Source organism: Pedobacter cryoconitis, assembly GCF_014207135.1.
Taxonomy (GTDB): domain Bacteria; phylum Bacteroidota; class Bacteroidia; order Sphingobacteriales; family Sphingobacteriaceae; genus Pedobacter; species Pedobacter cryoconitis_D.
Genome location: NZ_JACHCC010000005.1, coordinates 285,652 through 310,466, shown reverse-complemented (window position 1 = coordinate 310,466; position 24,815 = coordinate 285,652). Strand labels below are relative to the sequence as shown.

The following is a 24,815-nucleotide window of genomic DNA, read 5'->3' as shown; positions in this document are numbered from 1 at the left end:
TTAATCATTAGCAGGTGCAATAAATGTAGTTTTAAACTGACCAGCCACTTTGTTTTCAGCAAGCAGTTTAAAACTTATAGCTGTTTTATATTGTTGAACAGATTTCTGAGGGAGGATGACAAAAAAAGTGATTTTAATCGTTTCTCCAGGTTTAATGATATCCTCTTTCTGGATAAACTGGATTTTAGCTTCTTTGTTATCCGGTACAATCTCAAACTTCATCGGATGATTGGTTTTGTTGACCAGTTCCGAATTATAAAGATTACTCACGGTCTGATCTTTATCCCTGAGCTGGTATAATGTTCCTCCGGCCCGGAGAATGGTTGTTTCTATGGCACTCCGGCTAACCAGCAGGTAAGCCAGTACACTCATCAGGATAAGTAATACCGCACTATAGCCATAAATCCGTTTATTGAGATGGAAAGGTTTTTTACTGGCAATTTCATCCTCAGACTTGAAACCGATTAAACGCAGCGGTCGGTTAATTTTCTCCATAACCATGTCACAGGCATCAATACAAGCCGTACAGTTCACACATTCCATCTGTGTGCCATTTCTGATATCTATACCCGTAGGGCATACCTGCACACACAATTTGCAGTCAATACAATCCCCTTCAGGCTGCGGTGTTTCTTTAACTCTTTTTCCACGAGGCTCACCACGTTGATAATCATAGGCAACAATAATACTCTGGTTATCCAGTAGTACGCCCTGTAAACGGCCATAAGGACAAGCCACGGTGCAAACCAGTTCCCTCATTCTCGAAAAAACGAGATAGAAAGCCAGAGTAAATACACAGATTGCAATAAATCCGGTGGTATGCTCTGCTACAGGTTCAGTCATGATTTTCCAGAGCACTGAACTCCCGATCAGGTAAGAAAGGAAGATATTGGCGATCAGGAAAGATATGGCCAGAAATAAACTATGTTTAATCGTTTTCTTCCTGACCTTTTCGAAGTTCATTGGTCCTTCATCCAGTTTCTTTTGTTTCAGATGATCACCTTCTACCCAGTTTTCAATTTTCCGGAAGACCATTTCCAGGAAAATAGTCTGGGGACAGGCCCAACCGCAGAAAACTCTGCCGAATACCACCGTAAATAAGACCACGAAAACAATAAAGGTCAACAGAGCCAGTACGAATAAATAGAAATCCTGCGGCCAGAAAATGATACCAAAAAAGACAAATTTCCTTTCTAGTACATTCAGTAAAACCAGTTGCTCTCCGTTCAGTTTGATAAATGGTGCTGCAAAAAGCAGGGCCAGGAAAAAATAACTGACTGCTGCACGATACCGGTAGATTTTTCCCTTGATTATTTTAGGATAGATCCATTTTCTACTTTTTCCGTCATCGGTAATGGTGCCGGGCTGATCTCTGAAATTTGCAGGACTCTGTGACATACTTATTCTTTTTTACCCTGTGGGGCTTTGGCACCTGCAGGTTTTGTTCCCTGTAATGACAGTACATAATTCGCTAAATCTGATATTTGTTGTGCGCTGAGTGATTTCTCCCAGGAGATCATGCCTTTTTCGGGAACTCCATATTTGATAGTTTTGAAGACATCTTTTATGCTTCCGCCATGTAACCAGTATTCATCGGTCAGATTTGGTCCCACAATCCCTTCGGCATGTTCCCCGTGACAAGGTGTACAACGGTTGGCAAACAATGCCGCACCACTTTTAATAACCGCATCATCTTTACTTTGCACAATATTATTTTCATTCACTGCACTGGCCGAATTCTTAGGATTTGCAAGGAATGCTATTTTTGCCTCAGCTGCCTGCTCTATTTCGGTACTATATTCCTGTTCCTGTGATTTACCAAAGCCAAGGACTTCATAGTTCAGTAAATAACAAACTGCAAAGATGATCGTACCGTAAAAAAGCACCATAAACCAGGCAGGCGTAGGATTATTGAGTTCTGCGATCCCATCAAATTTGTGCTCCATGACCAGGTTTTTCTCTTCCTCCAATGGTTTCAGCTGCATGATCCTGGTCCAGATAGAAGGTTTTTGTTTTTCTATCTCCAGTTTAGCCTCTTGTTCCAGTCTTTTCCTTTCCCTTTCTTCGGGAGTCGCAAAAGGAGTAGGGTTAATAGATTCCTGTACATAAAACCGGATCACCTTCATCATCAGGATAGCCACGCAAAGGATCATAATTGCCGTCACCAGCATCAGGCCGATGACGATATCTGCTGATAAACTTCCTGTTGACCAGCTGCTGTTAATTATCTCTTTCATCCTGATCGTCTTTTAAAGGGAGTTCGCTCATATATTTTATTTCGTCCTTTTTCATGGTCAGTAATAATATTCCTACCAGTAAAAAGAATAGCATGAAGATGCCGAGTGAGCTGAGCAGATACCCTTGGTTCCCGTCAACCTTATCTAAAAATTGCTTAAACATATTTGCGTTATTTTGCTTTTATATCTGTTCCCAGGCGTTGCAGATAAGCGATGATCGCAATGATCTCCTTATCACTTTTCACCTTAATATTATTTTGCTTTAAATCCGCGGCAATTGCTTTGGCTTGTTTGTCCAGAGCTGCATTGGCCACAAGCTCGTAACCAGTTTCGTAAGGAACCCCAAGGGTACGCATGGCATTGATTTTTGCGCGTGTATTTGTTGTATCCAGTTTCTGGTTGACCAGCCATTCGTAAGGAGGCATAATGCTACCCGGTGACATCGTTTGTGGATCATACAAGTGATTGTAATGCCAGGCATTACCGTATTTGCCGCCCTCGCGTTGTAAGTCTGGACCGGTCCTTTTTGATCCCCATAAAAACGGATGGTCGTAAACAAATTCGCCCGCTTTACTATATTCACCATAACGTTCGGTTTCGGAACGGAACGGACGGATCATCTGTGAGTGGCAATTGACGCAGCCCTCTCTGATATAGATATCGCGCCCCTGTAATTCGAGTGGTGTATAAGGTTTGACACTGGCTATGGTTGGAATATTAGATTTGATGGTAAAAGTTGGCATCATTTCTATCATCCCGCCAATCAGGATCACAATCAGAGACAGCACCATAAACACCATTGGTTTACGTTCGAGCATTCTGTGTACTTTCCTGTCATCGCCCTGCGGAACGTATTCTTTAGGTAGGGGCTGGGCCTCGGCAGCTTCATTGGCAACCAGTTTACCTGCTTTCATGGTTTTAACCAGGTTATAAGTCATGACGATTACACCAGACAGATATAATGCACCACCAACGGCCCTCATCATATACATAGGGATGATTTGGATAACTGTTTCCAGGAAATTAGGGTACCTTAATACACCTTCAGGAGTAAACTCTTTCCACATTAGGCCTTGTGTAAATCCGGCGAAATAAAGAGGCACAGCATAAAATATAATGCCCAGGGTACCAATCCAGAAATGGAAGGAAGCCAGCTTATTGGAGTATAAATTAGTATTATAGATTCTTGGGATCAGCCAGTACAGAATACCGAAAGTTAAAAATCCGTTCCAGCCTAATGCACCTACGTGTACGTGTGCTATGATCCAGTCGGTATAATGGGCTATGGCATTAATCTGTTTTAAAGCCAGCATAGGGCCTTCAAAGGTGGCCATTCCATAGGCTGTCAAACCTACAACCATGAATTTAAGTTTCGGGTCTTCCCTTACTTTGTCCCATGCACCGCGCAGGGTAAGTAAACCATTAATCATACCACCCCAGCTTGGTGCAATCAGCATAATGGAAAAGGCTACACCCAATGATTGTGCCCACGAAGGGAGTGAAGTATATAACAGGTGGTGTGGCCCGGCCCAGATATAGATAAAGATCAGGGACCAGAAATGCAGGATACTCAGTTTATAGGAATATACCGGACGGTTAGCCATTTTAGGAAGGAAGTAATACATCATTCCCAGATAGGGTGTGGTCAGGAAAAAAGCTACGGCATTATGTCCGTACCACCACTGTACCAATGCATCTTGAACACCTGCATAGAGATAATAACTTTTCCAGGCAGAAATAGGTAATTCAAAAGAGTTGATAATATGCAGAACGGCTACTGTTACAAACGTCGCGATATAAAACCAGATAGCCACATACATGTGTTTTTCCCGTCTTTTAATAATCGTACCGAACATATTGATCCCGAACACTACCCAGATAACTGTGATGGCAATATCTATCGGCCATTCCATTTCGGCATACTCATGTGAAGTCGTGAACCCTAAGGGCAGCGTAATAGCGGTAGCTACAATGATCAATTGCCAGCCCCAGAAATGTATTTTACTTAGCGTATCGCTGTACATTCTGGCTTTCAGTAGCCTTTGTAACGAATAATAAACACCCATGAAAATTGCATTACCTACAAAGGCAAAAATTACCGCGTTGGTATGCAATGGCCTGATCCGGCCAAAAGTGGTGTACTGGGAACCCAGGTTCATGGCTGGTTTGAATAGCTGCATCGCTATCAAAAGCCCAACCGTCATGCCTACTATGCCCCAGACTATGGTGGCAATGGCGAAATTTCTGACGGTTTTGTTGTCGTAGTAAAATTTTTCAGTCATAAGAAAAATTGGTGTGGTTTATGGGGGTAAAATTACTTTGCTGATCTAAGCCCTGGTGTGACAGGAGTTATCCCGCGGGATGATCTTCATCACTTTTTTCTTCAGGAACCTTTTCCTGTTTTTCTTCCTCAAAGAGAACTCTGACACCAGGAGTATAGAGGTCATCATGCTGACCGGATTTGCTTGCCCAGAAAAAGGCAAGTAAAAACAACAGCGCCAGTAAAATGCTGAAGCCAATCAGCATATAGATCATATTCATAATAACTTGTTTTTACGGGCGTAAAACCGGGCGGTTAAACTGGTGAATAAAATGATGGTGACTGTGCTCAGGGGCATCAGAATAGCCGCGATCAAAGGAGAGAGCAAGCCCTGGACGGCAAAAAATAAACCAGCTGCATTATAGATCAGTGAGATGACGAAACTCATATGAATAACCTTCACGGCATCTTTGGCCTGCTTCATAAACTGAGGGAGCTTACTGAAAGCGGTACCATCCAGTATGGCATCACATCCGGGAGAAAAATTATTGATATCATCAGTGACAGCTACACCAAGGTTACTTTGTTTCAAAGCTCCGGCATCATTCAGTCCGTCACCCAGCATCATCACTTTGGCTCCGTTTTGCTGTAGCCGAAGGATATAATCCAGCTTTTGCTGCGGACTTTGTCCAAAATGTAACTGATGCGTTCCTGGAAAAAATGGGGTAAGGAGTTTTCGGTCGTGGTCCTGGTCACCAGATAATAAATGAAGATCATTCTGCCGGTCCAGTTTTAAAGCAAGTTCTTTAAAGCCTTTCCGCCAGCGCTGCCCGGAAAGGAAATAACCACGGTAATGACCATCTATTAAGATATGGACCAGACTTCCTTTATCCTGCAGATCTAATCCCAGATGGGCAGCACTTCCTAATTTCAGTTCGTGTCCATCTACAAAACCGCTGATTCCGCGGCCCACCTTTTCTCTGTAATGATCCACTGGAAATCCTGGGCTGAGCTTTAGCCATTTGACCATTTCCCGGCTTAAGGGGTGTCCCGAATTTCTTGCCAGGTCACTGACCCATTGTTTTTCCTGTGCGCTTAATTCACCGGTAAAATCAAAATCTATAGCTTCGGGATTAGTAATTGTCCCTGTTTTATCAAATACTATCGTGTCGATCCTGGCTAGTTCTTCAATGACTGCCGTACTTTTCAGATAGAATTTATTTTTGTCGAAAATACTCAGGACTGCAGCCAGGGTAAAAGGAGAGCTCAATGCGAGTGCACAAGGGCAGGCGATAATCAGAACTGCAGTAAATGAAGCTATTGCCCGGTTCGTGTCGGTGTTGAGCCAATACAGACCGGCGGCCAGCGCAACGGCGACAAGAATAATACTAAAGTATTTACTAGCCGTATCACTAAAGGTCTTAATGGGATCTCTCTGGCCCGAAAAGGCTTCATTATTCCAGAGTTTGGTCAGATAACTCTGGGATACAGGTTTAACAACCTCCAGCTCAATTGCACCCATTAACTGCCTTCCTCCGGCATAAACGATCTCACCCAGAACTTTTTCTACGGGAAGGGATTCACCGGTGACAAAACTGAAATCAAGTTTAGCTTCTCCTTTCAGTAAAATAGCATCTGCAGGAATAATTTCATAGCTGCGGATCAGGATGCGGTCGCCAGTTTTCAGTTCATTCAATGGGAGAGGCTGCTCCTTGCCATTTTTTAGCTGCGTGACTGCTACGGGAAAATAGGAACGAAAGTCACGTTCAAAAGACAGATAATGATAAGTGCGTTTTTGCATCCATTTACCAATCAGCAGGAAAAATACAAGAGAACATAAGGTATCTACAAAACCGGCACCCGTGCCAGTTGTAATTTCATAAGCAGAACGGATAAACATAACTGCAATACCCAGCGCCAATGGAAAATCAAGATTCAGTACCCCGTTTTTTAGATTTTTCCAGGCAGAGATAAAATAGTCTCTTGCGCTGTATAATAAAACCGGAATGGAAAAAGCCAGGTTAATCCATCCAAAAAAAGTTTTGAATTCCTGGTCTAAATTGCCGAGTCCGAAGTAATCCGGGAAACTTAGCAGCATGACATTACCAAAGCAGAAACCAGCAACTGCAATTTTTGTCAGCAGATTACGCTCAGAATGATCTGACCTTTGTTTCTGGATCATATCCTGTAAACTAATCAGGGGTTCATAACCAATGGCACTCAGGGTTTCCACTACCTGGCGCAGTGAAATTTCCTGGTTCCGGAAAGTAATACTGACTTGTTTTTTTAGAAAATCTACCCTTGACTGTGAAACAGCAGGGGTGATTTTATGCAGATGTTCCAGCAGCCAGATACAGGAACTGCAATGAATTACCGGAATGAATAAGGTAATGACTGTAACTTTATCGTCGGTATAATCGACCAGTCCGGCAGTAATATCCGGTTCATCGAGATAATCGAAACGCTGCACTTTTTTCTGTTGAGAGCTACCGGGTACATCATTATATAAATAATAGCTTGAGAGATTATGAGTTGAAAGGAGCTGATATACTCCCTGACAGCCCAGACAGCAAAACTCTTTGTCATCCGAGTGATATGGTTTGTCAGGAAGATCTTCTCCGCAGTGAAAACAATGAGTATCTGTTATCAGTCTTATTTTTCCATTCATGCTGAAATTCTTTCCGCCAAAAATGGGTATCGGTCTCTGATTTTAAAATGATATGAGAAACCTTAAAAAGTGATATTTGTCACTTTTATTTCTATAGATTTGCGTCTTATTTCTTGATATTAAAAACTCTTGTATTAATATTAACGTATACCAGATATAATTATACTATAAATGAACATTTAATGAGGCTCAGGCCTCTGGCTATCATCCTGACAAAATGAAGAAAGAAAAAATGCAGTTCTGGGAGAAGCTGATTGGCAGTCCGGATACCCATACGCTGGAGGCTACCATATTTCATATTACCTGCATTTCTACTATCCTGCTTTTTACCTGTAGTATTTTCTTCAATTACAGCATTGGTTTGTATACCCTGTCCTTATTGCTTATTCCGGCGGTATTGGCCACTTGTTTTGTTTATTACTTATCAAGGTATAAGTTCAGGCTCAATCTTGCTGTCGCCATTTTTTGTACATTGGGTAATCTTCTTTTTATTGCATTTTATCTGAATAATTCGGGGATTAATGGTCCTGGACTGATCATCTATCTTCTTTTTTTCTTCCTGGTCATGAGTATTGTGCCTAAGAACCAGCGTTTGATCTGGATGGCTGTGAATATTATGGTTGCTGTAAGTCTGATTTTTTTTCAGTTCTACCATCCTGAACTTGTCCCTGTTAAATATAAAGATGAATTTAGCCGGCATCTGGATTTTGGCTATGTGTATTTTTTTACACTGATTATTGTCTATTTCATCATCACAAATATCATTTCCAGGTATAACCGCGAAAGACAGCTGGCGCAAAAACGGGCAGAGCAACTGGAATTGGCCAACCAGTCAAAAAACAAATTATTCTCTATTCTGGCACATGATCTGAGATCACCGTTAAATTCTATTCAGAGTTTCCTGGAAATTTCTATGGAAATCGGGATTGAAGAAAGTGAAAAAAGAAACATAAATTCAAGCCTGCTGAAGGAAACGCAGTATACCGGACAAATGCTGATTAACCTGCTGTCCTGGAGCAAAACCCAGATGGATGGAGTGAAAGTCAGACTGATCAGTCTTGAGCTGGAGAGAACACTTGAACCGACTTTGCTCCTGCAAACCAGTCTTGCGGAAGAGAAAGGAATTAAATTAAGTAACAGGATTGAAAAGTATATCCAGGTGATTGCGGACCGCGATATGCTCGAACTGATTATCCGTAATCTGGTGAACAATGCAGTTAAGTTTACACCTGCAGGCGGAGAAATCACTGTTTCTTCAGAAACTCATGGTCATGAATGCTGGATAAAGATAAAAGATACCGGTATAGGCATTGCGCTGCAAGAGTATGAGAGTATATTTTCCTTACATTCGGAAAGTACATATGGTACAAACCAGGAAAAAGGAGTAGGGCTGGGTTTAGTATTATGTAAAGAATTTATAGCCATGCAACATGGCAGAATATGGGTGGAAAGCACTTTAAACGTAGGGACTACTTTTTATGTTGCTATTAATCTTGCTGTGCAGGCCGATTTATTTCCTTTGCATTTGAATTGAAAGTTAAATTATTCACCTTTGCAGCGTCAAAAAAACTATATATATGGAAGATCATTATGAACTGTCCCGTTTCGGAAATGGTTTTAAAGAAAGAGTTGAGCGTGCACTGGACTGCCTGAAAAATGGCAAAGGAGTATTAGTCGTTGATGATGAAAGCAGAGAAAATGAAGGAGATTTAATCTTCCCTGCCGAAACCATGACAGTAGCTGATATGGCTTTAATGATCAGAGAGTGCAGTGGTATTATCTGTCTTTGTCTTAAACCAGCTAAGGTTGAGTCATTAGAATTACAACCAATGGTACAGGTCAACACAAGTAAATTTCATACCCCTTTTACGGTAACAATTGAGGCTAAAGAAGGCGTGACAACCGGTGTTTCGGCAGCGGACCGTATACAGACAATCAGAACAGCAATTTCTGATCAGGCAAAACCTTCAGACCTGTCCAGACCAGGACATGTATTCCCTTTACGGGCAAATGAAGATGGTGTTTTCGGAAGACGCGGGCATACAGAAGGAAGTGTCGATCTGATGGTCCTGGCCGGCTTAAGACCAGCAGCGGTATTGTGTGAACTAACCAATGAAGACGGAACAATGGCACGTTTGCCGGAAATTGCGGCTTTTGCAGTTAAAAGAGAATCTACGGTTGTATCTATAGAAGATATCTTCCAGTATAGATTAGCACTGAAGAATTTATAAAAAAAAAACAGCTGGCATGAGTTCTCTTTTTACCAGCGTTCATGCCAGCTGTTTTTATAAAACTATCAAACCTTTATAAATATCTTTTTCCGGTAAAGGTAAAGCATCATGACCCAAATGATCAGTACATAAATGATAGCCCGGATCAAAGAAGCATCATTGGGTGAGAAATAAGGTACGAGGGTTGTTTTGTAAAAATATGCACCGGCAGTAACTGTTTTGCCATTTAGCTCAGCGGGTATAAAATTAATCAGACCGATTAAAATACCGGAAAGTGCAAAGGCAGTTATCGCATTCATCCCAAATACGACGAAAGGCCACGCTAGTTTTTTATAGCCCTTAATATCAATCAGCCAATAAGTAAAAGTGAGACCGATAGTAGCCAGGCCCCCTGTGTACAATACATAAGAACTTGTCCAGAGGGATTTATTGATCGGAAAGAATATATTCCACAGTAAGCCAGTCAGAATGGCTGCAACGCCATAACTGAAAAGCCGTTTTATTTTAACACTGTTTTTATAATCAGTTTTTTTAAGGCAAGTCCCGACAATTATCCCAAAAAGGGTTGTCCCTAAAGCTGGTAAAGTACCCAATAGTCCTTCCGGGTCCCATGTCTTTGTTCTTCCATACAAGTGATTGCTGGTAAATATAATTCTATCCAACCATGCCCCGATATTGGTTTCAGGTTCGAGTGTGGCGTATCCCTGGCCAGGAACAGGTATCAATACCATGATTAAATAGTATGCAATCAGTACAAATGGAAATATCCAGTCGCGATATTTCGCGTTGGTTTTAATATAGATCAGACTGCAAATAAAATAGACCAGGCCAATCCGGGGAAGAACTCCGGGAAACCGGAGATGGGTTAAACTATGTTTGTAAAAAAGATTGATGGACCATCCGATCAGGATCAGGAGTATCCCCCGGCGTAATGCACCTAAAATCATTTTGCGATGATTGGCGGGGTCTGCCTTCTGGGTTTCCATGGCAAACACAATGGATACACCAACAATAAACAGGAAAAACGGGAAAATCAGGTCGGTAGGGGTACAGCCATTCCATGTCGCATGTTCCAGCGGCGCATAGATGTGTCCCCAGTCACCAGGGTTATTAACTAATATCATTGCTGCGACAGTAACTCCGCGAAATACATCGAGAGAAAGCAGGCGGATTTTTTTTGTATCCTGATTTAATGGTGAATTCATATTTAAACTGTTGAGCTATAGTTAGATTAAATTTGCGGTTTTTTGCTGATATATTAAAAAAACTCTACAAAACATGCAGTGTTGGAGAGTTTTTTATATAAATTAGTGTTGCATAAATCGTTTTTTAACAAGTATTCCTCTAACTAAAACTAAATATTTACCCTAAACAAACCAAGTATGAAAAAAAAGCTACTCATGCTTTTTCTGGCCGCGTTTTGTTGTGTGACAAACATCGTCGGACAGACTAAGACTATTACCGGAAAGGTAACAGGGGCGGAGGATGGACTTCCGCTGCCTGGGGCCTCAGTTAAAATTAAAGGTACCAACCTTGGCGCCGTAAGTGATGGCAACGGATCTTATAAAATTAATGCAAATCCCACACAGATTCTGGTTTTTACCTCTGTTGGTACATTAAAAGAAGAAAGGCTCATAGGGAATTCGACTGTAATCAATGTACAGTTAAAGGAATCGGCAAATACGATGAACGAAGTCGTCGTAACAGGTTTTGGTGTAAAACAGGAAAAAAGAGATCTGACTTCGGCAGTACAAGTTGTAAAAGGGAAAGACATACAGCAGACCCAGCAGGAAAATTTCATCAATGCATTACAGGGACGTGTTGCCGGAGCATCAGTTACCAGTACAAGCGGCAATCCCGGGGCATCGGCGTCCATTGTACTGCGCGGCGTAAATTCAATCGGAGGGAGTAACAGTCCGCTGTTCATCATTGACGGAATGCGGGTAAGTAATGATGCGATTGATCAGAGTTCGCTCGCTTCAAACGGAAATAACAGGGGGGCAGATTTTACGAACCGTATGGCTGATATTAACCCTGATGATATTGAGTCAATTACTGTACTGAAAGGTGCTGATGCAGCAGCTGTATATGGCTCATCTGCAGCAAGTGGTGCTATTGTAATCACGACAAAAACAGGACATAGCGGCCCGGGGTCGATTACCTATGACAACGCTTTTAGTTTTGCTAATGAATATCGTTTTCCTAAAATTCAAACCGAATTTGGGATAGGTACAAACGGAGCCAGCAGCGCCACTGTGCGTACTATGTTCGGTCCTGCCTATGCACCAGGCACAAAGACTTATAACAACCTGCAAAACATTTTGCAGACAGGTCGTACTGTACAGAATAATATAGCATTTGAAGGGGGGAATGATATCGCGACTTACCGTATTTCTGCTTCTATGAGAAATGCTACCGGTGTCTTGCCAGTGGCTTCTAATGATAAAATTTCATTGCGGTTGTCAGGATCGGCTAAAATAACGCCCAAGCTGACCAGTACTGCATCATTTAACTACTTTAATATTGATAACCGTAAATTGAATAAAGGTAATTCCGGGACTTTTATCAATGCACTGGCCTGGCCTACCAATGATGATGCACGTAATTACCTGAACCCGGATGGTAGCAGAAGACTGTTATTACCGGCAAGTGGAAGTAACATTGTGACTGACGGCAGTATTGATTTTGATAACCCGCTTTGGGATGCACATAATAACATCAGCCGGGATAAAACCAACCGGATGATCGGGAATGTTGATTTATCATATGACGTTGCACCCTGGCTTAATCTGAGAGGATTAGTCGGAATTGATTTTGCGGCTACAAGCGGTAATAACTTTTATAGTCAGTATAGCTCTTCTTATCAGAGTTCCGCATTAAATAGTTTTGCCAGTACAAGTGGTATAGCTGCAGGTGGTATTATAGATAACTATAATGATAATAACATGCAGTTAAACGGTTCATTGTTTGCAACTGCTAAAAAAACATTCGGTGACTTTCGTACTACACTGGCTGTAGGTACAGAAATCGTTAGCAATAATGATGACATGACTGGTTTTTACGGAGAGAAATTTGTCCAGCCGGATTTCAACAGTATTAATAATACTTTACCAACAACCCAGCGTAATTCTGATTACCTGAAAAGAGTACGTTATCTGTCGGGGATTGCCAGGTTTGGAATTGTGTATAAAGATATGGTTACCCTGAATGCCACTGCGAGGGAGGAATACACTTCTAAACTTTCAGGGACAAACCAATACCATTATTTTTACCCGTCAGTTGGGGCTGGTTTTATATTCACTGAATTACCGGCATTAAAGAATAATAACATCTTATCATATGGTAAATTAAGGGCTTCTTATGCGGAGGTTGGTAAAGATCCATCTGCGCCTTACAAAATATCCTCTACTTTATTGCAGCAAACAACCACAGGTGGGGGATTTGCTTATGATGTTAACGGAAATAACCCGAAACTGGTTCCTGAACGTGACAGACAGTTTGATGTGGGTGCTGAATTACAATTCTTTAAAGGACGCTTAGGTGCTGATATCAGTTATTATCAGACCAGGGCTACCAATCAGATATTTAACTCGCGTATCAGTTATGCTTCAGGTTATGTTGTGGAGTACATTAATGGTGGTGAAGTAAAGAATCATGGACTGGAGATTTCGTTAACCGGCGTACCGGTAAGAACAAAAGACTTTAGCTGGGATGTGTTGCTGAATTTCACAAGAGCAAGGGGTAAAGTGGTTAATTTAGGTGGTTTCCCGGAATACTATAACTCTGACACCTGGGTATATGCAAATGCAAGAGCAAGTATATTTCCTGGTAGCAGTACCACCAATATTGCAACATACAGTTATGCCCGTAATAATGCAGGACAAATATTAGTTGACCCGAGTAGCGGTCTGCCAATAAGTAATGCAACGTTTGGTGTATCTGGTGACAGGCAGCCAAAATTCACCATAGGTTTAAGTAATCATTTTACTTATAAAGATTTCGAACTCAGTTTTCTGTTTGATATCCGTAAAGGCGGGGATGTGTTTAACGGGAATGAGTTATTCCTGACCAGATATGGACTAAGTGCACGTACGGTGGACAGAATGACTCCGATCGTGGTTCCAGGCGTATTAAAAGACGGAAAGGAAAACAGTACTACACCAACAGTTAATTCTATTCAGGTTACTCCTTTTTATCAGAGTACTTATTATACAAATAGCATTGAATCTGATTTTGTGGAACATAATATCAACTGGATCAGACTTCAGGATATTACCCTGAACTATAAGCTACCACAGAAATTAATGAACCACCAGAAAGTATTTAAAATGGCCAGCGTATTTGTAACGGCTACCAATGTGTTTTTAATTACGAACTATTCAGGAGCAGATCCGAATGTAAACGGAACTAACGGGTCGACATTAGGATCAGGTGCAGCGGGTTTTGATTATGGATCACTGCCTTCACCACGCGTGTTTTCTTTTGGAATAAGAGTGAAATTATAAAAGAAATATAAAGATGAAAAAAATTAAATATTCATTGATTGCGATACTGGCACTGTTCTCAGTAAGCAGTTGTAAAAAATATATTGACGTTAATACGAATCCGAATGCGCCGACAGTGGCTGATGCTTCTACCTTGTTACCACCAATGCAGGCGGGTATGGCCAGAGGGGTTTGGTACGATAGCCGTTATATTGGTCAGTATGCGCAGGTATGGGGTTCACCGGCCGCTAATAATGTCTGGGATCAGGAAGGTTACTCTCCCGGCACGGATACAAATGGCGAAATGTGGCGTACAGTTTACTTTAGCCTTGGTCAGAATGTAAACCTGATGTGGCAGAGTGCCCTTTCTAAAAAAGCATGGGATTATGTAGGGGTAGGTCATGCCATGAGAGCCTGGGGCTGGCAAAATGGAGGCGACCTTTACAATAATATGGTTGTAAAGCAGGCCTTTGAGCCGGGCCGCTTAACTTTTGATTATGATTCGCCGGATTATGTCTATGCTGAAGTGGTCAAAGAATGTCAGTTAGCACTTAATTATTTAAACCTGGCGATTCAGACAGATCAGTTAAATGTATCTACAAACCTGGCCAAGGGCGATTATATCTATTATGGAGATCGTACCAAATGGATCAAATTTGTATACGCAATACTGGCCCAGAATGCTTTGCACCAAAGTAATAAGGCAGCGTTCAGCGCGGATAATGTGAAAAAATATGTAGACAGTTCTTTTGTAAGTAATGCTGATAATGCCAGTGTACAATGTAATGGATCGCAATCCGGGGATTCCAATTTCTGGGGCCCTTCACGTAATAACCTTGGGAGCTTCAGACAATCTGATTATATGGTGCGTTTACTGGATGGACGTATATTTACAGGGTCGGCGGTACAAAACACGAATTTAGATCCGCGTTTACCTTATCTCCTTGCTGCAAGTAAAGACGGGGTTTACCGGGGTGTAATAGGAGCGAATGGTGATCCTAATTCAACTAATGCAAATACCTCGATTCCCTATTTATTTGGTGCCGGGATAACCACTAATCCAGCTGCAGGGACTCCACAGAAATATATTTTCAATGATAATTCCCGGGGTATTCTGATGACTTATGCTGAACTTCAGTTTTTTAAAGCTGAAGCGCTGTTTAAAAAAGGTGATCTTCCGGGGGCTTATTCAGCCTATATTAACGGTATATCAGGAAGTATCGATTTTGTAAGTAATCCACCTGCGGGAACTGCATTAACCGGGTCGCAAAATAATATCTCTGCGGCTGCCAGGGCAGCTTATCTGGCGGGCCCATGTGTCAGACAGAGTGCTGCTCAATTACAGCTGAGTGATATTTTACAACAGAAATTTATCTCTTTGTTCGTCTGGGGATCATTTGAAGCCTGGGCAGATGAACGTAGATACAGTTATGACCCGACTATTTTCCAGGGCTTTCAGGTACCCTCATTGTATCCTGACAATGCTGGCAAACAGGTTTATCTGGTAAGACCACGTTATAATTCAGAATATATCTGGAATGTACCTTCATTACAGGCTATTGGCGCAATGGCACCAGATTATCACACTAAGAAACCATGGTTCATTTTACCTTAATTCAGAAAAAGAGATGAAGAAAATACTTTACATGGCAGTCTGCTTATTGATTTTATTGGTAAGCAGTTGTAAAAAATCTGTAATTACACAGATTTCAAATCCGGCAACTGGCGGGAGAATTAAGTTCTTCCATGCTGCGCCGGGAGTACCAGCGTTAAATGTACTGGTCGATGGTGTACAAATTAATGCAGCAGTAAATCAGTCGGTAACAGATAATCAGGTGGCCACTTCAATTGTAACCGGATATGCTTATTCGACAGGTTTTCCGGCAAGTAATTACGCAGTGATTGCTTCTGGTAATCATGAAATAAAGATAGGTACTGCCATACCAGTACCTGCATTGGTCAGTGCACAGACTGTGGCTCCAGGAACAACTATAAGCACGATTACACAGGCCATAGCTGATACCTCAGTCTATTCTGTTTTTACCTGCGGATTACCAGGTTCGACAACCACTCCCTTAACTTCGCTGGTTATAAAGGATGTATTTCCGGTAGCGGCAGCAGGAAAGGCTTATGTGCGTCTGATCAACCTGATACCTAATGGTGGCGCTGTTGATGTCACCGGTACTTATACGCCGGTAAACGGAACTTCCACAACTGTCACTCCAATAACCAATATCAGTTATGGAAAAGTAAGTAGTTTTATCGCTGTAGACGTTAACACGGTAAGTACTACAAGTTACGTTTTTCAGTCCAATCTGGCAGGTACTGCGACTAAACTGGGCAGTACAGTAACAGCTAGTCTTGCGCCTGGTCGTTATTATACGTTGATTTTAAAAGGCCTGGCTGCTGATTATCCGGTTCCAGGAACAAGTATCGTCTTAAAAGCAACTGCAAGACCAACTACGCCGGCCACAGATCCAACTACAAAATTCCCTGAAATCTATTTTAATGTGCCTGGTTTGGTTTCTTATACCAACAAGTAGATGATCAGTAAATAAGCACAAGGCTGTCTCTGGAAAATATTTCAGGACAGCCTTGTGTGTTTTATCCGTCTATAGCGATACACCTTCGAATTCAGAATGTTGAAAGTTTAATTCTGATGTTTGTAATGTTGATAACTTTTTAAATATAAGGCGATGTTTTGTGTGTTGATGTTTTAATTTAGTTGTGTTAATGATAAATAATATAGTAAATTGACTCTTTTATCTCAGCGTTTAGTTTTAATGTAATTATTATTATCTCTTACGCAATGTATAACTTACAAGTATTTCAACGTATAAATACCCTTACCGGGAATAGAATTAATGTATTTTCCCCTACCGATGCTGTTCATCCTGCCGATTTAATAACTTCAACTGGACGAATGATATATATAAATGAATCATTTAGGGTAGATGCGTATGTTGGTTGGCTCCAGACTTTTCCTAATGGTTCATCAGCAGATATCAGAACTCTGCGTCTTTCAGCTGATTCTGTATCACCCGTTAAAGTAGTAAGATGAGAAAGTTAGTTGTTTATTTTGTATTTATTCTTTTGTGCAGCCTGAGTTTATCCGGTTATTCACAAAAAAGAACTGGTTCCAATCTGTTTATAGCTCCTGTTTTTATAGATAGTGGAAGGCTGGTGAAAGATATAGTTACCAGTACCAACCTGAAAGATATTCTTAAATATCAAAGTAATGTGGGGATGCCAGAAAGTTATACTTATGATTTTAAAATCGATCCAAATGGTAAGGTTATATCTGGAGTATTGTATCCCGATTCTATTTATTTATCAGTAAACAAATTCATAAAAGATATTTTTAATCGTTACAAATGGCAACCGGCAAGGAGATCGGGCTGTTCTAAATGTCAGGTCATGGGATATGGCATTTTCACTATTAGTTTTATTACAATTGAGAATAACGCGAAATTAGAGATTATAATTTTTAATGGAAAGATAGGAGAGCGAATGAGAAAAAAAGTTGTTTATTCGAATACAATTAAGCTTTGATCACAAAATATTGATCAGATTACCTTCATAAACTCCTCCATAAACAATATGGCAGATCTTTTCCGGTAAACACCCTTCTGCCAGAGTAAAAATGCCTGTTTGTAGAGTGTCTTGTCTGCTATAGGAACCGCAATCAGGTCATCCCATGTACTGATTGCTTTTTCATTAATGATGGTTACCCATTTCCCTGATTCTACCATCGATAATAAGGAATGCACATCATTCATTTCAATTTTTATACTCGTCTGAATATTATTTTTCCTGAACAGGTCATCCAGCATATCCCTCGAACTAAAGCCCTTACTGGGTAAAATCAGTTCCAGTTTTCCCAGTTCTTTCAGGGAGATTTTATGCAGTTTTGCCAGTGAGCTCTTTTTCGATACTGCCATCACGATTCTTGAAGAAAACAAAGGCTGCATTTCAAAACCGCTGTTATCTACCTGTTCATGAAAGGCCAGGATCAGATCCAGATCAGCCATTTTAAGCTTGGCTTCCAGTTCGGCCGCGGTTCCATATTCTACGTGAATGATAATACCAGGATGTTTTTCTGAAAATGGGGTCAGGGCGGGTAAAAGGAGAGAGCTAAAAGCATAAGTTACCCCAATCCTCAGTTCTCCGTTAACCATATTGGCCAGCTCAAAAATCGCTTGTCTTGATTTCTTGATATCCAGCATAATCTGTCTGGCGTGAACTAAAAAAACATGTCCGGCCTCTGTCAGTTTCACATGTTTCCCCATTCTGTCAAACAGTAACATACCAAGTTCCTCTTCCAGCTGTTTCACTTGCTGAGATAAAGTTGACTGGGTCACAAAACATGCCGCTGCTGCTTCCGTAAAGTGCAGCAATTCTGCGGCTTTGATAAAATAATTCAATTGTCTGACTTCCATAATCAATCGTTTAAACTAATCAATATCATTAAAACTATCAATTTTACAAATATAGTTATAATACCGAAATTTGTAACAGCTTCATAAGAGCTTGTTTAGAATTCATCTGATAATTTGTTTATGCTTCTTTTTAGCTGCAACCTCATCCTATTCATTTCAGGTAGGAAGGCTACCAGAAATAAATAGGACTCGTTTCGCTTAAAAATAAGCTATAAACAATTTTACCATCTAAATTTAAACAAGCTCTGAGCAATAGCAATATAATCACATCATGACTGTTTTTCGATCACTAAAATCACGCAATTTCAAACTCTTCTTTTATGGACAATCAATTTCCCTGATAGGTACCTGGATGCAGAAGACTGCAGTCAGCTGGTTAGTGTATCAACTGACAGGTTCGGCTGTGTTGTTAGGCGTAGTTGGTTTCGTCAGTCTTATTCCTTCCTTAGTTTTATCTCCTTACGCAGGGAGTTTGGTTGACAGACATAACCGTTACCGTATCCTGGTGATCACACAGGTTGTATCTATGATCCAGGCGGGTATATTGGCAGGGATTATCTATTTTGGTTACAACAGTATTATTTTCATCATAGTACTCAGTCTGGTGCAGGGAATTGTAAATGCTTTTGATGTAACCTGCAGACAGTCGCTGATGGTCGAGATGGTCAATGATAAAGATGATTTGCCTAATGCAATTGCTTTAAACTCTTCCATGGCCAATTTTGCACGTATTGCGGGGCCTGCGGTAGCTGGAATTATACTGAGTACTTTCGGAACGGATATGTGTTTTCTGGGAAACTTCCTGAGTTATATTCCAGTCCTGATCTGTTTATTTATGATGCGTTTACCTGTTCAGGTGATTACCAAATCGACTAAAAGTATCTGGAGAGAACTGGAAGAAGGGTTTAAATATGTATCTGGTGATAAAGAATTGAGCAGTATGATTATGATGATCGGGATCAGTAGTCTTTTTGTGATCCCATTTAATACCCTGATGCCTATTTTTGCCAAGGACATCTTTCAGGGGGACGCTAAAACCTTCAGCTGGTTTGAAAGTGCGGCAGGTCTTGGATCGATCATCAGTGCGATATATCTGGCTAATCTGAAACAGAGCAACACAATGATCAAATTAACAACCATTGCCGGTGGAGTACTGGGAGGTAGTTTATTATTTCTGGCCTATGCACCGCAGCTGCCAATCGCTTTATTTTTCATGGGATTATCCGGGGTAGGGATGATGGCACAATCCTCAGCCATTAATACTTATATCCAGACACACTCTATTCCTGAAATGCGCGGACGTGCGATCAGTTATTATGTAATGGCTTACCAGGGATTGATTCCGGTAGGTAGTTTATTAATTGGTTGGGTTGCCCATTTAATTGGTCCCAGACCAGCAGTATTGATTGAAGGTTTTATCGGATTGACTGCCACCGGCATCTTTGCTTATTACAAAAGCAGGCAGGCGGCAGTTAAAACAATTTAAAGGCTTAATCCACCGAACGTACTAAACAGGATTATAGAGAGTACAATCAGGGTGATAAATACATATAATCTGTCCTTTTCAAAAATGAATGCCACTAGCGAGAACACGATTCTTATGATAGGGGTTGCAATCAGGATAACTACACCCAGCTGGATGATTTCTGTCGCATTACCATTGCCCAGCCCTTGAATAATCCCTGTCAGACTGGTAAATCCTTTACCTTCTCCATGGAATTCTGTGTAAGCCGGGAGACCGGAACCTTGCTGATACAAATACCATATTCCTCCGATAATTGCAATTGCGCCCGAGATCAAAACTCCATATCTCAATACCTGACCAATCAGCTGTTGCATGTCATAGTCAGTAACTCTTTTTATTTCTTTGTGTTTCATCCTGTTTAGAATTTATGATTAAAACCATTGTATATCATATTGATGGCGATAATCGTAATCGCAATACTGAAGATGATTTTTAATAATTTCACATCCAGTTTCATCAGTAGTTTAGAGCCTGTAAATGCACCTGCCAGTACACCAATAATTACAGGAAAAGCAATTCCGGGATCAATATAACCTCTTTGTAAATACACTACTGCACTGGCAGCAGCTGTTACACCAACCATGAAATTACTGGTTGTAGTACTTACTCTGAAAGGTACCCGCATCGCACTATCCATTGCCAGCACCTTTAAAGCACCCGATCCTATACCTAATAAACCTGATAACATACCGGCAAGAGTCATAATAGAAAAGCCACCACCTATGTTTTTTAGTTTATAATCGACCACACCTTCAGGGGTAGGGTAGCTGCTGTTGAGTTTCAAGGTATAGGAAAGTTTACTACCTTCAGTTAAGGCTCCTTCATGTTTTTTTCTCAGAGTCATTGCCGCAGAAAAAATGAGTGTCACGCCGAAAAGAATCGCTACTATATTTACGGGCGTATAAATAGCCAGCACGGCTCCCATTACTGCTCCGGCAGTGGTTGCAATTTCGAGAAACATCCCCAGACGGATATTGGTAATCCCTTCTTTGACATAAGCACTTGCTGATCCGGAAGAAGTCGCAATCGAAGCAACCAGTGCCGCACCGATAGCATACCGGATATCAACGTGAAAAAACAATGTCAGTAATGGGATAACTACCACACCACCACCCAAACCGGTCAGTGAACCGGCAAGCCCGGCTAGGTACGCGCCTAATAACAGGATCAGCGTAAAGGTTAAAATTGTCATGATTTATTTGTTTAATAATTGTTGTCTAATAAGGTTTGTATAAGCTGTTGTGCAGCCTGCTGATCCTGCTCTTTGATAGCCTGTGCCAGTTCTTCATGCCACTGATGGCTTTTAGCAAACTGAATCATGTTTTCCTCTTTTCGCTTTGCAAAGAAATTACGGATCACCGAAGTGAAACTCTGGTACAGGTCTAACAAAACCTGGTTTCCTGAGGCTTTGGCAACACTGATGTGAAAGGCAATATCTGCATCTGTGCATTTTTGCTGCTGATCAGCTACGATAGCTTTTTTTCGCAACTCCAGGCAATGAAGCATTTTGGATATATCACTAGCCGTCCGGTTCTGACAAGCCAGTCTTACGATTTCTTTTTCCAGTAAGGAACGAACGGTATTTATTTCTTCAAAATCTGCCCGGCGTAACCGCTGGGTAAGTGTCTCGTCTTTTATTTTAGAAGCGACAAAAGTCCCTGACCCTTGCTGTACTTTCAGGATTCCTGAAATGGCCAGTGTCTTTATGGCTTCCCTGATCGTAGAGCGGCCTACTTCATAACGTTCCATCAGTTCCGGTTCTGCCGGAATCCGTGCCCCTTTTTTTAGTTTTCCAGACGCAATGTCGTTTTTCAGGGCGTTGATGACTTTGTCGGAGAGATTAGTTCTTTGCATGGTTTAAACATCTGATGTTTCAAAGGTATGTAATGACTTTAAACATCAGATGTTTGTAATACAAAAGTTACCCTTGAAAGACAAATCTTAAAATCTGATTTTTTAATAAATTTCGTTTCTTATCAAAAATGTTATAGGTTTACAAAAAACTTTAGGGGTGCCTTGTGCTGAGATATACCCTTTGAACCTGATGCAGTTAGTACTGCCGAAGGGAAAAGTGAAGCTGCAACTCCATTGCGTGCTTTCGGTTCCTTATACAGGTCATTCCTATCGTTGTTAAAAATGAAAAGAATGGAAATTACTGTAAATCATCAAACTTATTCTGTTGCTGTTCCATGTTCTGTAGTGCAGCTTTTGACGGCTGTTTTACAAATTCCAGGGAGCGGTATTGCGGTAGCTGTCAATCAGTCTATTGTGTCTAAAACTGACTGGTCTGTATATCATCTTCAGCCCGGTGACCAGGTCATGCTGATCAAAGCGACCCAGGGCGGGTAATTTCCAAATTTCTGTTTGTTAAAAAATAAATCATATAACGATGAATCCGACAGGATTAAAATAATCATTAAGCACGCAGGGCAATGATTATTTTAATCATCAAAGGATCCATCTGGCAAATAAAAAACAATAAATATATACAGATGAAAGTAGAAAAAATTCCAGATGGCCAGGTCATCAGCAGAACACCCTTTCCGGCATCCCGTAAGGTTTTTGTAAAAGGTGAGCTTCATGATATTGAAGTTGCCATGCGTGAAATCAGTCTGAGTGAAACTAAAATACATAACGGTTTCGGTCTGACGGAGAAAAACCCTTCTGTAACTGTTTATGATACCAGTGGACCGTATACCGATCCCAACGTAGAGATAGATGTGAAAGCCGGTTTAGCCAGGATCAGAGAAAAATGGATTACAGACAGGGGAGATGTAGAGAAACTGGATCAGATTACTTCTGCTTACGGTGCCCAGAGACTGGCAGACCCATCCCTGGATCAATTGCGTTTTGCTTTTCAGCATTCTCCTTACCGGGCAAAAGAAGGACATAATGTTTCACAGATGCACTATGCGAGAAAAGGAATCATTACGCCCGAGATGGAGTACATCGCTATCAGAGAAAATCAAAGGATAGATTTATGGAATAAAGAGCAGGGAGCGCAGGCTGAATCTATGGCCCATCAGCATCAGGGAAACAGTTTCGGAGCAAATACGCCTAAAGGACATATCACACCTGATTTTGTAAGGGAAGAAGTAGCCTGTGGAAGAGCTGTTATCCCTTCCAATATTAATCATCCGGAATCAGAGCCTATGATTATCGGCCGTAATTTCCTGGTTAAAATTAATGCGAATATCGGTAATTCGGCAGTGACTTCGAGTATTGAGGAAGAAGTAGAAAAGGCTGTCTGGGCTTGTCGCTGGGGAGCGGATACCATTATGGATCTGTCGACCGGTAAAAATATCCATGAAACCAGAGAATGGATTATCCGTAATTCTCCAGTACCTATAGGCACTGTTCCCATTTACCAGGCTTTAGAAAAAGTAAATGGAAAGGCCGAAGACCTGACCTGGGAATTGTTCAGGGATACACTGATTGAGCAAGCCGAGCAGGGTGTGGATTATTTTACGATCCATGCCGGGGTTTTACTGCGTTATATACCGCTGACAGCCAAAAGAATTACCGGTATTGTATCCAGGGGTGGGTCAATTATGGCTAAATGGTGTCTGGCACATCATCAGGAAAGTTTCCTTTATACCCATTTCGAAGAGATCTGTCAGATTATGAAGGCCTACGATGTAGCGTTTTCACTGGGGGACGGCCTAAGACCAGGATGTTTAGCCGATGCTAACGATGCAGCGCAGTTTGCAGAGTTGGAAACTTTAGGTGAACTGACTAAAATCGCCTGGAAACATGATGTACAGACCATTATAGAAGGGCCGGGACATGTGCCGATGCATATGATCAAGGAGAATATGGAAAAACAGCTGGAACATTGCGGAGAAGCCCCTTTCTATACCTTAGGGCCATTGACAACGGATATTGCCCCAGGATATGATCACATTACTTCAGCTATCGGCGCAGCGATGATTGGCTGGTATGGAACGGCGATGTTATGTTATGTAACACCAAAAGAACACCTGGGTTTACCTAATAAAAAAGATGTAAAAGACGGTGTAATCACCTATAAGATTGCTGCCCATGCTGCGGATCTTGCCAAGGGTCATCCGGGTGCCCAGTACCGTGATAATGCACTGAGTAAAGCAAGATTTGAATTCAGATGGGAGGATCAGTTTAACCTGTCCCTTGATCCCGATACAGCTAAAGAGTTTCATGATGAGACCTTACCTGCGGATGGCGCTAAAATTGCTCATTTCTGTTCAATGTGCGGGCCCAATTTCTGTTCGATGAAAATCACGCAGGATGTCAGGGAATATGCAGCTAAACAAGGTGTGGAAGAAGCTGAAGCCCTGGCCAGAGGAATGGAAGAGAAATCGCGCGAATTCACTGAAAAGGGAAGCGAAATTTATTTATAAATGGAACTGATTGTCATTACCCGTCCAGATTACTTTCCGGGAGAAGGAGAGTTGATCAATGCGCTTTTTGGTGCAGGTCTTCGCTTACTACATCTTCGGAAACCGGAAAATGACGTTGCTAAATTCAGGGCGCTGATGAATGAAATAAACCCGCTTTACTATCAGGATATTTCTATTCATCAGCACCATGAACTGGCAGATGAGTTCTCTATTATGCGGCTTCACTTTCCCGAAAAATTATGGTCTTGCACTACGGGACAAAGAAAAATAGAACTTTTTACCAGTGGATTCCGTTTAAGCCGTTCCGTTCATCAATGGGAGGTTCCGGCAGATACAGCTTTCCTCGATTATGTTTTCTTTGGCCCTGTATTTAACAGCATTTCCAAACCTGGTTATTTAAGTACCATACCTAAAGATTTCTATTTATCCGGTGTACCTGGCGGTTTAAAGATTTTTGCCATAGGTGGGATTACTGCGCACCGGTTAGGAGATTTGAAAAGGATGAATTTCCATGGAGCCGTTATACTTGGGTCAATCTGGAACCATCCGCCATCCGCATTAAAAGAATTTGAAAAAATGTTAAAATCAGTATAAA

At 41.3% G+C, this 24,815-nt stretch carries 21 protein-coding genes and 1 riboswitch; of the genes, 10 read left to right on the top strand and 11 right to left on the bottom strand.

What is annotated here, in order from left to right; translation table 11 throughout:
• The 6 genes from ccoG to HDF25_RS11050 form a co-directional block, all read right to left on the bottom strand.
• Positions 1 to 1,398 carry a cytochrome c oxidase accessory protein CcoG gene (gene ccoG / locus HDF25_RS11075; RefSeq protein ID WP_184624824.1) on the bottom strand — a complete coding sequence of 466 codons (1,398 nt, stop codon included), beginning with the start codon at positions 1,396 to 1,398 and terminating at the stop codon, positions 1 to 3.
• A gap of 2 nt (positions 1,399 to 1,400) precedes the next feature.
• Positions 1,401 to 2,237 carry a cbb3-type cytochrome c oxidase N-terminal domain-containing protein gene (locus tag HDF25_RS11070; protein WP_184624823.1) on the bottom strand — a complete coding sequence of 279 codons (837 nt, stop codon included), beginning with the start codon at positions 2,235 to 2,237 and terminating at the stop codon, positions 1,401 to 1,403.
• A complete protein-coding gene (locus HDF25_RS11065; RefSeq protein WP_184624822.1) occupies positions 2,221 to 2,400 on the bottom strand; it encodes a hypothetical protein in 180 nt (59 codons plus the stop codon). The genes HDF25_RS11070 and HDF25_RS11065 overlap by 17 nt, the downstream gene beginning before the upstream one ends.
• 7 nt (positions 2,401 to 2,407) lie before the next feature.
• Positions 2,408 to 4,519, bottom strand: coding sequence for a cytochrome-c oxidase, cbb3-type subunit I (gene ccoN / locus HDF25_RS11060; protein WP_184624821.1), 2,112 nt, complete (start codon positions 4,517 to 4,519; stop codon positions 2,408 to 2,410).
• A gap of 67 nt (positions 4,520 to 4,586) precedes the next feature.
• Positions 4,587 to 4,778 carry a cbb3-type cytochrome oxidase assembly protein CcoS gene (gene ccoS / locus HDF25_RS11055; RefSeq protein WP_184624820.1) on the bottom strand — a complete coding sequence of 64 codons (192 nt, stop codon included), beginning with the start codon at positions 4,776 to 4,778 and terminating at the stop codon, positions 4,587 to 4,589.
• Positions 4,775 to 7,165 (bottom strand): heavy metal translocating P-type ATPase, encoded by a 2,391-nt coding sequence (locus HDF25_RS11050; protein WP_184624819.1) that lies wholly within the window; start codon positions 7,163 to 7,165, stop codon positions 4,775 to 4,777. Before HDF25_RS11050 ends, ccoS begins: the two co-directional genes overlap by 4 nt.
• A 217-nt stretch (positions 7,166 to 7,382) precedes the next feature.
• Between HDF25_RS11050 and HDF25_RS11045 the strand changes: the two genes are divergently transcribed.
• Together HDF25_RS11045 and ribB are read left to right on the top strand one after the other, a co-directional pair.
• Positions 7,383 to 8,699 (top strand): sensor histidine kinase, encoded by a 1,317-nt coding sequence (locus HDF25_RS11045; protein WP_184624818.1) that lies wholly within the window; start codon positions 7,383 to 7,385, stop codon positions 8,697 to 8,699.
• Positions 8,700 to 8,742: 43 nt separating this feature from the next.
• Positions 8,743 to 9,396 (top strand): 3,4-dihydroxy-2-butanone-4-phosphate synthase, encoded by a 654-nt coding sequence (gene ribB / locus HDF25_RS11040; RefSeq protein WP_184624817.1) that lies wholly within the window; start codon positions 8,743 to 8,745, stop codon positions 9,394 to 9,396.
• Positions 9,397 to 9,461: 65 nt separating this feature from the next.
• Here the strand turns inward: ribB and HDF25_RS11035 are convergent, their stop codons facing one another.
• Positions 9,462 to 10,601 carry an acyltransferase family protein gene (locus tag HDF25_RS11035; protein ID WP_184624816.1) on the bottom strand — a complete coding sequence of 380 codons (1,140 nt, stop codon included), beginning with the start codon at positions 10,599 to 10,601 and terminating at the stop codon, positions 9,462 to 9,464.
• A gap of 177 nt (positions 10,602 to 10,778) precedes the next feature.
• On the opposite strand from HDF25_RS11035, the gene HDF25_RS11030 reads away from it, so the two are divergent.
• The 4 genes from HDF25_RS11030 to HDF25_RS11015 all read left to right on the top strand — a co-directional run bounded on the left by HDF25_RS11030 (position 10,779) and on the right by HDF25_RS11015 (position 17,432).
• Complete coding sequence (locus tag HDF25_RS11030) at positions 10,779 to 13,901, top strand: SusC/RagA family TonB-linked outer membrane protein (RefSeq protein WP_221450890.1); 3,123 nt, start codon at positions 10,779 to 10,781, stop codon at positions 13,899 to 13,901.
• Positions 13,902 to 13,914: 13 nt separating this feature from the next.
• On the top strand, positions 13,915 to 15,495 hold the full coding sequence (locus HDF25_RS11025; protein WP_184624815.1) for a SusD/RagB family nutrient-binding outer membrane lipoprotein: 1,581 nt from the start codon (positions 13,915 to 13,917) through the stop codon (positions 15,493 to 15,495).
• A 13-nt stretch (positions 15,496 to 15,508) separates the two neighbouring features.
• Entirely contained in the window at positions 15,509 to 16,423 is a 915-nt protein-coding gene (locus HDF25_RS11020) for a DUF4397 domain-containing protein (protein ID WP_184624814.1), read from the top strand.
• A gap of 514 nt (positions 16,424 to 16,937) precedes the next feature.
• Complete coding sequence (locus HDF25_RS11015) at positions 16,938 to 17,432, top strand: hypothetical protein (RefSeq protein ID WP_184624813.1); 495 nt, start codon at positions 16,938 to 16,940, stop codon at positions 17,430 to 17,432.
• Between the two features lie 14 nt (positions 17,433 to 17,446).
• Here the strand turns inward: HDF25_RS11015 and HDF25_RS11010 are convergent, their stop codons facing one another.
• Entirely contained in the window at positions 17,447 to 18,319 is an 873-nt protein-coding gene (locus HDF25_RS11010; protein ID WP_184624812.1) for a LysR substrate-binding domain-containing protein, read from the bottom strand.
• 271 nt (positions 18,320 to 18,590) lie between these two features.
• Here HDF25_RS11010 and HDF25_RS11005 point away from each other — a divergent pair, with 271 nt between their 5' ends.
• Positions 18,591 to 19,805, top strand: coding sequence for an MFS transporter (locus HDF25_RS11005; RefSeq protein ID WP_184624811.1), 1,215 nt, complete (start codon positions 18,591 to 18,593; stop codon positions 19,803 to 19,805).
• Here HDF25_RS11005 and HDF25_RS11000 read toward each other — a convergent pair.
• Genes HDF25_RS11000 through HDF25_RS10990 form a run of 3 tightly spaced genes read right to left on the bottom strand, consistent with a single transcriptional unit; the run spans position 19,802 to position 21,698 of the window.
• Positions 19,802 to 20,197 carry a DUF1634 domain-containing protein gene (locus HDF25_RS11000; RefSeq protein ID WP_184624810.1) on the bottom strand — a complete coding sequence of 132 codons (396 nt, stop codon included), beginning with the start codon at positions 20,195 to 20,197 and terminating at the stop codon, positions 19,802 to 19,804. The two genes, HDF25_RS11005 and HDF25_RS11000, sit on opposite strands and share 4 nt — an antisense overlap.
• Positions 20,198 to 20,202: 5 nt before the next feature.
• Positions 20,203 to 21,036, bottom strand: coding sequence for a sulfite exporter TauE/SafE family protein (locus HDF25_RS10995; protein WP_184624809.1), 834 nt, complete (start codon positions 21,034 to 21,036; stop codon positions 20,203 to 20,205).
• Between the two features lie 11 nt (positions 21,037 to 21,047).
• Positions 21,048 to 21,698 (bottom strand): FadR/GntR family transcriptional regulator, encoded by a 651-nt coding sequence (locus tag HDF25_RS10990; protein WP_184624808.1) that lies wholly within the window; start codon positions 21,696 to 21,698, stop codon positions 21,048 to 21,050.
• A gap of 143 nt (positions 21,699 to 21,841) precedes the next feature.
• A riboswitch (TPP riboswitch) is annotated at positions 21,842 to 21,929 on the top strand.
• A gap of 51 nt (positions 21,930 to 21,980) precedes the next feature.
• Between HDF25_RS10990 and thiS the strand changes: the two genes are divergently transcribed.
• The 3 genes from thiS to HDF25_RS10975 all read left to right on the top strand — a co-directional run bounded on the left by thiS (position 21,981) and on the right by HDF25_RS10975 (position 24,814).
• On the top strand, positions 21,981 to 22,193 hold the full coding sequence (gene thiS / locus HDF25_RS10985; RefSeq protein WP_260409359.1) for a sulfur carrier protein ThiS: 213 nt from the start codon (positions 21,981 to 21,983) through the stop codon (positions 22,191 to 22,193).
• Between the two features lie 83 nt (positions 22,194 to 22,276).
• Positions 22,277 to 24,220 carry a phosphomethylpyrimidine synthase ThiC gene (thiC, locus tag HDF25_RS10980; protein ID WP_411267909.1) on the top strand — a complete coding sequence of 648 codons (1,944 nt, stop codon included), beginning with the start codon at positions 22,277 to 22,279 and terminating at the stop codon, positions 24,218 to 24,220.
• Positions 24,221 to 24,814, top strand: coding sequence for a thiamine phosphate synthase (locus tag HDF25_RS10975; protein WP_184624805.1), 594 nt, complete (start codon positions 24,221 to 24,223; stop codon positions 24,812 to 24,814).
• Position 24,815: the final 1 nt, after the last annotated feature.